The organism is Streptomyces sp. NPDC043876 (assembly GCF_056435825.1).
The window spans coordinates 941,438-947,437 of the sequence record NZ_JBWKDV010000003.1 but is presented as its reverse complement, the minus strand read 5'-3'; the positions used below and the strand labels follow the sequence as shown (position 1 = coordinate 947,437).

Sequence of the window (6,000 nt, the reverse complement as noted above, 5' to 3'; positions counted from 1 at the left end):
GGATCAGGATCATCTTGCGGAGCAGTTCGAATCCGGCTCGGCCGCAAAGCTGCCGCTTGATCTTCTTGATGCGGTTGACGGCGCCCTCGATGCTGTCGGCGCTCCAGTCGAGAGTGCATCCGGCTGTCACGGCAGCGCTCCTTGCGGCTCGCGGCCGAGCTGCGTGACGGACCGCCCGGCGAGCCCTTGTGGGAGGCAATCACTCGGGCGGCACTACGGCAGCTGGAGCCCGGCCCGGAGGTGGAACACATGCCACCCCAGGAGCCCGGTGAGTGGGCGGACGGTCTGCGGGTGATGTTGGCCGAACCCGCAGAACGCATCGCCCGCCTGCTCGCTGGAACCACCGAGGACTTCGCGCCCGACCTCGTGGTCCACACCGGCGCAGGCACCCGTCGGCTGGCCGACTTGACCACCACCGCCCGGCCCCTGCTGCTGGAGCTGTGCGGTGACTTCGCCGAGACCGCGAAGCCCTGGCACGACCGGGTCGATGTCATAAGCAGCAAGGCGGAAAACACGAGCGTGACCGGCCTGCTGCTGCGCCCCGACTCCCACATAACGTGGACCGGACACGAGCCGAAAGACGCCAGCGGTCTGCGAGCCGCACTGCACCAGTGCTTCGGCACGCCGCTGAGCGGCGCCCGTGAGCCGGAGCAGGTCAGCGGCTGACCCGGGCCATCAGCTCGCGATTCGCAGCGCGGGCGGCTTCAAGGTCCTCGTCCCGTTCGGCGTTGCAGTACTCGGTGGAACTGGTGCTACTGGTTGGCAGGGGCCTGCTGATAGAGCGTCACCAGCACACCGTGCAGCGGCTGGTCTTCTGTATCCTCCTCGGCATCGTCGACCAGTTTGGCGAGGGCCTCGCCGAGTTCTCTTGCCTTCGCGGGGCTGAGGCGCAGGTGGCGCAGTGTCAGGTGGGGCTCGCCGGGAGAGAGGTCCAGCTCCTGGGCGAACGCGGTGAGCATCGCGGAGGTGCCTGCCGCTTGGGGTTCGGCGACGACCATGTGGCGGGCAGTGCGCTGGTAGTACTGCTCCGTGCCACCGCGGACCTGGCGGGTCTCGGTGATGTGGACCAGCCCGGCCTCGCGGAGCACTTTGAGATGGTGGGCCACGTTGCCCTTCTTCGCATCGAGCTGCGCCGCAAGCTGCCCGACGGTGGCAGGCCGGTGGCCCAAGGCGAAGAGCAACCGTTGACGCAATGGGTGGGCGAGCGCTGCGAACTGCTCGGGCGCACCGATCTCCAGGACATCCTCGGGAGGCGGCGTGTGGGAAGGGTGATCACGCATACCGAAAGTGTCTAAATTCGTTGACGCTTTCGCAAGGGCGGTGCTCTACTCCCTGCCATGACGACTCTGACGAACCTTCAACCCGCCCCTGTCATCGATGAGACAGCCCGGCTCCTGACCCAGCACTACGTCTTCCCCGAGATAGCCGAGCAGCTCGCCGGCCTGCTGCAACGACGCCTCGCCGAGGGCGCCTACGACGTCGACGATGCCGAGGAGCTCGCCCGTCTGGTCACCGCGGACCTGCAGTCGGTCAACGGCGACCGGCACCTGAGACTGAAGCACCACGCCGACCCGGTCTCCCCGAAGCAGGGGGCGGCCACCCTGGACGCCATGCGCCGGGACTTCGACACCTCGCTGGGCGGTGCGCCCCGGGTGCAGTTGCTCGACGCAGGGGTCGCCGTGCTGGAGCTGGCGCCGATGCTGTTTCCGCTGGAGTGGGCCGCCGAACCGCTGGCCGCCGCACTCACCCTGGCCTCCCGCGCCCAGGCACTGATCGTGGACCTTCGCGCCAACCGGGGCGGCGACCCGGACACGGTCGCCTTCGTCTGCAGCTACCTCCTGGACGAGCGCACCCACCTCAACACCATGCACTGGCGCAGTGGCGACCGCAGCGAGCAGTCCTGGAGTCTGCCGCACGTTCCCGGCGCGCGCTTCGGCGGCATCAAGCCGTTGTATGTGCTCTCCAGCGCCACCACCTTCTCTGCCGCTGAAGAGCTGGCGTACAACCTCCAGCAGCTCGGCCGCGCCGTGATGGTCGGCGAGCCCACCCGCGGCGGCGCACACCCGTGCAAGGGCTGGACGGTGCACCCGCACCTGGAAGCCACCGTCCCCATGGGCCGTGCCATCAACCCCGTCTCCGGCACCAACTGGGAGGGCACCGGCGTGCAGCCGGACATCCCCTGCGCTGCTGCTGACTCCCTCGACCGCGCTCACGCACTGGCCGTCGCCCGCCTGGCAGGCTGACCCAGCCCCAGTTCATGGACGGCACTGCACGCAGCGCCTCCCCTATCCACGTCGGCGGCTGACTTCAGCGGCGGAGGACCCGGTCCCCGCCGTCCCCCGGCTCCAAGGGCGCGGTGAGAACCACTCGGGACGGCCTCCCCCAGCGAGCCGCGCGTGTACAGCAGGCCGAGCCGGCCACAGGACCCCTGCCATGGCAACAAGTGGGGCAGGCTACGGGCTCGCAATCAGCGAGCGGTCACAGTGGTCGCGGGCGAGTTCACCCACACCGCGGTGCCGGCTGATGTCATGGTCAGGCCGTACTTGTCGATGCGCGGCCGGCCGAGCTCCTCCCATCGGCGGTATGCCTCGGTGATCTCCTCCCACAGCTTTCGGGGCCCGGCCTGAGCGACCGCGAAGTCGGCGGCGGTGCGCCCGTCGTAGTCGACGCTCGCCCACGAGCCGGTGGCCGGGTCATCGACCGCGAGGCGGGTGTGGGCGTGTGCACCGCTGGTGTCCCAGGCGAAAGAGGCCCCGGGGACGGTGAGGCCGATGTGGAACTCGGCATCGAGGTCGCCGCCCGCGACAGTCCACGGAGACAACGTCGTCGACGAGTACACGGCTGCGCCCGCATCGCCCCCGGCTGCGGCCGGCGGCGGGTCCGTCTCGGCGTCGGGGCGGGCGATCTGCATGAAGGAGGCGAAGGGGTGGAAGCGGCCCTGGGCCCGGCCCTCGTCAGCCGCCGTCAGTGCGAGGGTGCCGTAGCGGCACCAGGCCGAGGTCCAGGGGGTCACGATGCGGCCACCGGGCCGGAGCTGGGCCGGCCATGCGGGCGGGATGCGGTCCACGGAGAACGTGGCAAGGACCACGTCGTACGGGGCGTTCGGCGGCCAGCCCAGGGCGCCGTCCCCGGCCACGACCGCCGGCGCGCGGCCGAGCGCCTGGAGGTTCTCCTGCGCGCCGGTGGCCAGGGTCGGGTCGAGGTCGACGGTGGTCACCTGCTCATCGCCCACCAGAGCGCACAGCAGACCCGCGTTGAAGCCGGTGCCCGCGCCCAGCTCCAACACCCCCGTCTGGGTGCCGTCCTGGGCGGGAGGCCCGGTGAGGCCGGCCAGGAGGAGCATGCGGGCGACCATGGAGGGCATGGACGCCGACGAGGACGGCAGATCGTCGGTGAACCGGGTCACCAGCGGCTGGTCCGAATAGGCCGCGGCCAACCACCCCTCGGGCTCCGCCGCGCGGTCCAAGGGCTCGTAACCGCCGCAGCCGTCGCGCAGCCAGATCCGGCCGGGCAGGAACCGGTGGCGCGGTACGCGGTGGAAGGCCTCCTGCAGACGGGCGGGCAGCGGTCGGCCGAGCTGCTCGGCGACCGCCGCCAGTAGAGCCTCAACGAGCACGTCCGCGGCGGGCGCGCCAGGGGCCGTGGGCACCGCTACTTCTTCGGACCGGTGTCCGTGGGCGGCGGCGGAGGAGGTGGTGGTGGGAGGGGCCGGTTCGGCTGATGACCGTCATCACCGATCGGTGAGCGGTGCTTACCCTCCACGATCCCCGCCACAGCAGCCCTCCCTCAGGTCCCGAACACCCAACGGTAGAACCGGAAGAACAGATACGGCAGAGCGCGCCCCAGACATACGGGGCAATCTCATGGCTACTTCCCGCCCCCCGGACCCGGGGCTCACGGTCACAGCGTGGCAGACCGCCGGGGGGCCAGGCCCCTTGGCACGCAGTCCCCATGGAGAGCGGTTGAGGGGCCGCCACGTCGTCGGTGCGTGGGCGTCATTGAACGCAACAGCTGACCGTTGTCGCCCAGACTGCTGGGAGCGCCTACGGTGACGGGGATGAGCGATGATTCCGTGATATTGCGTCCAGTGGTCCAGGATGACCTGGCGGTGCTCGAGCGGTTCCTCACGGATCCGGAGGCGACGGGGCCGTTCCAGTGGCTGGGCTGGTCAGATCCGGGGCGCTGGCGACGGCGTTGGGCGCAGGACGGTCTGCTGGGCGATGACGGCGGCCAGCTGATGGTGGTGGCCGGCGTCGACGGGCTCGGTTTCGTGGCATGGCGCAAGGTCGTGACGTCGCGGAGTTCGTACTGCTGGAACGTGGGGGCCCAGTTGTTGCCGGAGGGCCGGGGGCGTGGGGTCGGCACGCAGGCGCAGCGGTTGCTGGTTCGCTACCTGTTCGCCCACACCCCCGTGGTCAGGCTCGAGGCGGACACCGAGACGGAGAACATCGCCGAGCAGCGCGCCCTGGAGAAATCCGGCTTCACCCGTGAGGGCGTGCTGCGCAGCGTCGTGTTCCGGGACGGGCAGTGGCGCGACATCGTGCGCTACAGCGTCCTCCGCCACGAAATCGCCTGGGCGCAGTCGGAGGAAGGGGCCCGCACCAGAGGCGGGCAACTCACCTGATCCCGGATCGGGTTCGCGTCAGGGAGCCCGGCCGCACCGGCCGCCACCAGCACGGAGAGGACGCCTTCATCCCCACCGTGAGCTTGGCGGCCTTTCCGAGATCGCCCAGAACATCCGGTGCGTCGGTGCCGCAGCACCCGCGCTCCACACCGAACCGAGCAGGTCGACTGGAACGTTCGCCCAGCCTTGGCCCTCGACGCCTTCGCCAGTTCGACGGCGTGCCTCACGAAGCACTCGATCCCCTCTGAGGAGGACCGCGCCGCCGGGTAAGCCGCTCCCGTTTCCCGTCCCGTCGTTGGGGCTCAGTCGGCAACGGCCTCGATGAGGAAGTAGGGCGCGGCGCCCTCCAGCGGGGTGACCGCGGTGAGGGCGAGCCCTGCGCGGCGGCAGAGGTCCTCGAACTCCGCGCGGGTGCGTTCCCGGCCACCCATGTTCACCAGCATGTTGAGGTCGCTCAGGTAGGTGACCTCCTGGCCTCCGCGGGCGTCGGGGCCAGGGTCGGGGTCGACGGTTTCGGGAAGTACGGGCTCCACGATCAGCACGCGGCCTCCCGACGGGAGAACCTCACGGCAGTGGCTGAGGATCGTGACCGCTTGTTCGTCCCGCCAGTCGTGCAGGACGCTCTTGATCAGGTAGAGGTCCGAGCCCGGGGGGACGCTCCGGAAGAAGTCCCCGGCGACCAGCGAGCAGCGCCCGGTAAGACCGAGCCGCCGCAGTGTGTCGGGCGCCCGGGCCAGGCCCTGGGCCGAGTCGTGGACGACACCCACGAGTGCCGGGTGCGCCGCGAGGACAGCGGCGAGAAGGGTCGCGTCCCCGCCTCCGACGTCCGTGACCGAGGCGAACCGGCCGAAGTCGAAGGCGTGCGGGAGCGCGGCGGCGGCCGCCCCGGTCGCCTGGCTCATCGCCGTATTGAACGCCGTGGAGAATTCGGGGTGTTGGGCGAGGTGGCTGAAGAAGTCGGAGCCGAAGACGTCGTCGAACGCGACGTCACCGGTGCGGACACTCGTGTCCAGGTGCTCCCATGCCCGTATGGCCAACGGGTCTGTGAACACCTGCACGAAGGACGTGAGGGAGCCGGGGGCCGCGGGGTCGAGGAGCGCTCCCAACGGGCTTACGCAGAAGGTGCCGGAAGCGGGTTCCGTCAGCAGGCCCAGGCCGGCCAGGGCACGTAGCAGCCGGGTCGTGGCCCGAGGCTCCGCCCCGACGGCCGCGGCGACTTCACCGGCCCGGCGCGGTGCGTCGCCCATCAACTCGACCACCCTCAGCCGCACCGCCGCGCGCAGGGTCTGCGCGGCCATGCTGCCGAAGGCGATCCGTACGATCAGCTCGCGGTCGGCTGCGGCTGCTGATCGGTCATCAGTGGTCGTGGTCACAGG

Annotated in this window: 6 protein-coding genes; 3 read left to right on the top strand and 3 right to left on the bottom strand. The window is 70.5% G+C overall.

Annotation, left to right across the window (positions count from 1 at the left end):
* Window positions 1-249: 249 nt before the first annotated feature.
* Window positions 250-666 carry an aromatic-ring hydroxylase C-terminal domain-containing protein gene (locus AC0693_RS13770; RefSeq protein ID WP_478801845.1) on the top strand — a complete coding sequence of 139 codons (417 nt, stop codon included), beginning with the start codon at window positions 250-252 and terminating at the stop codon, window positions 664-666.
* Between the two features lie 86 nt (window positions 667-752).
* On the opposite strand, the gene AC0693_RS13765 is transcribed toward AC0693_RS13770, so the two are convergent.
* Complete coding sequence (locus AC0693_RS13765) at window positions 753-1,280, bottom strand: ArsR/SmtB family transcription factor (RefSeq protein WP_478801844.1); 528 nt, start codon at window positions 1,278-1,280, stop codon at window positions 753-755.
* A 57-nt stretch (window positions 1,281-1,337) separates the two neighbouring features.
* Between AC0693_RS13765 and AC0693_RS13760 the strand changes: the two genes are divergently transcribed.
* Entirely contained in the window at window positions 1,338-2,243 is a 906-nt protein-coding gene (locus tag AC0693_RS13760) for a S41 family peptidase (protein ID WP_478801843.1), read from the top strand.
* 224 nt (window positions 2,244-2,467) lie between these two features.
* Here AC0693_RS13760 and AC0693_RS13755 read toward each other — a convergent pair whose 3' ends face one another.
* On the bottom strand, window positions 2,468-3,649 hold the full coding sequence (locus AC0693_RS13755) for a methyltransferase domain-containing protein (protein WP_478801842.1): 1,182 nt from the start codon (window positions 3,647-3,649) through the stop codon (window positions 2,468-2,470).
* 408 nt (window positions 3,650-4,057) lie between these two features.
* Here AC0693_RS13755 and AC0693_RS13750 point away from each other — a divergent pair, with 408 nt between their 5' ends.
* Window positions 4,058-4,624, top strand: a complete 567-nt coding sequence (locus AC0693_RS13750; RefSeq protein ID WP_478801841.1) for a GNAT family N-acetyltransferase — start codon at window positions 4,058-4,060, stop codon at window positions 4,622-4,624.
* A gap of 302 nt (window positions 4,625-4,926) precedes the next feature.
* Here the strand turns inward: AC0693_RS13750 and AC0693_RS13745 are convergent, their stop codons facing one another.
* On the bottom strand, window positions 4,927-5,997 hold the full coding sequence (locus tag AC0693_RS13745; RefSeq protein ID WP_478801840.1) for a methyltransferase: 1,071 nt from the start codon (window positions 5,995-5,997) through the stop codon (window positions 4,927-4,929).
* Window positions 5,998-6,000 lie beyond the last annotated feature (3 nt).

Coding starts and splice junctions, on each gene's coding strand:
- AC0693_RS13760 (WP_478801843.1), top strand. CDS start 1,338: ATGACGACTCTGACGAACCTTCAACCCGCCCCTGTCATCGATGAGACA.
- AC0693_RS13750 (WP_478801841.1), top strand. CDS start 4,058: ATGAGCGATGATTCCGTGATATTGCGTCCAGTGGTCCAGGATGACCTG.
- AC0693_RS13770 (WP_478801845.1), top strand. CDS start 250: ATGCCACCCCAGGAGCCCGGTGAGTGGGCGGACGGTCTGCGGGTGATG.
- AC0693_RS13765 (WP_478801844.1), bottom strand. CDS start 1,280: ATGCGTGATCACCCTTCCCACACGCCGCCTCCCGAGGATGTCCTGGAG.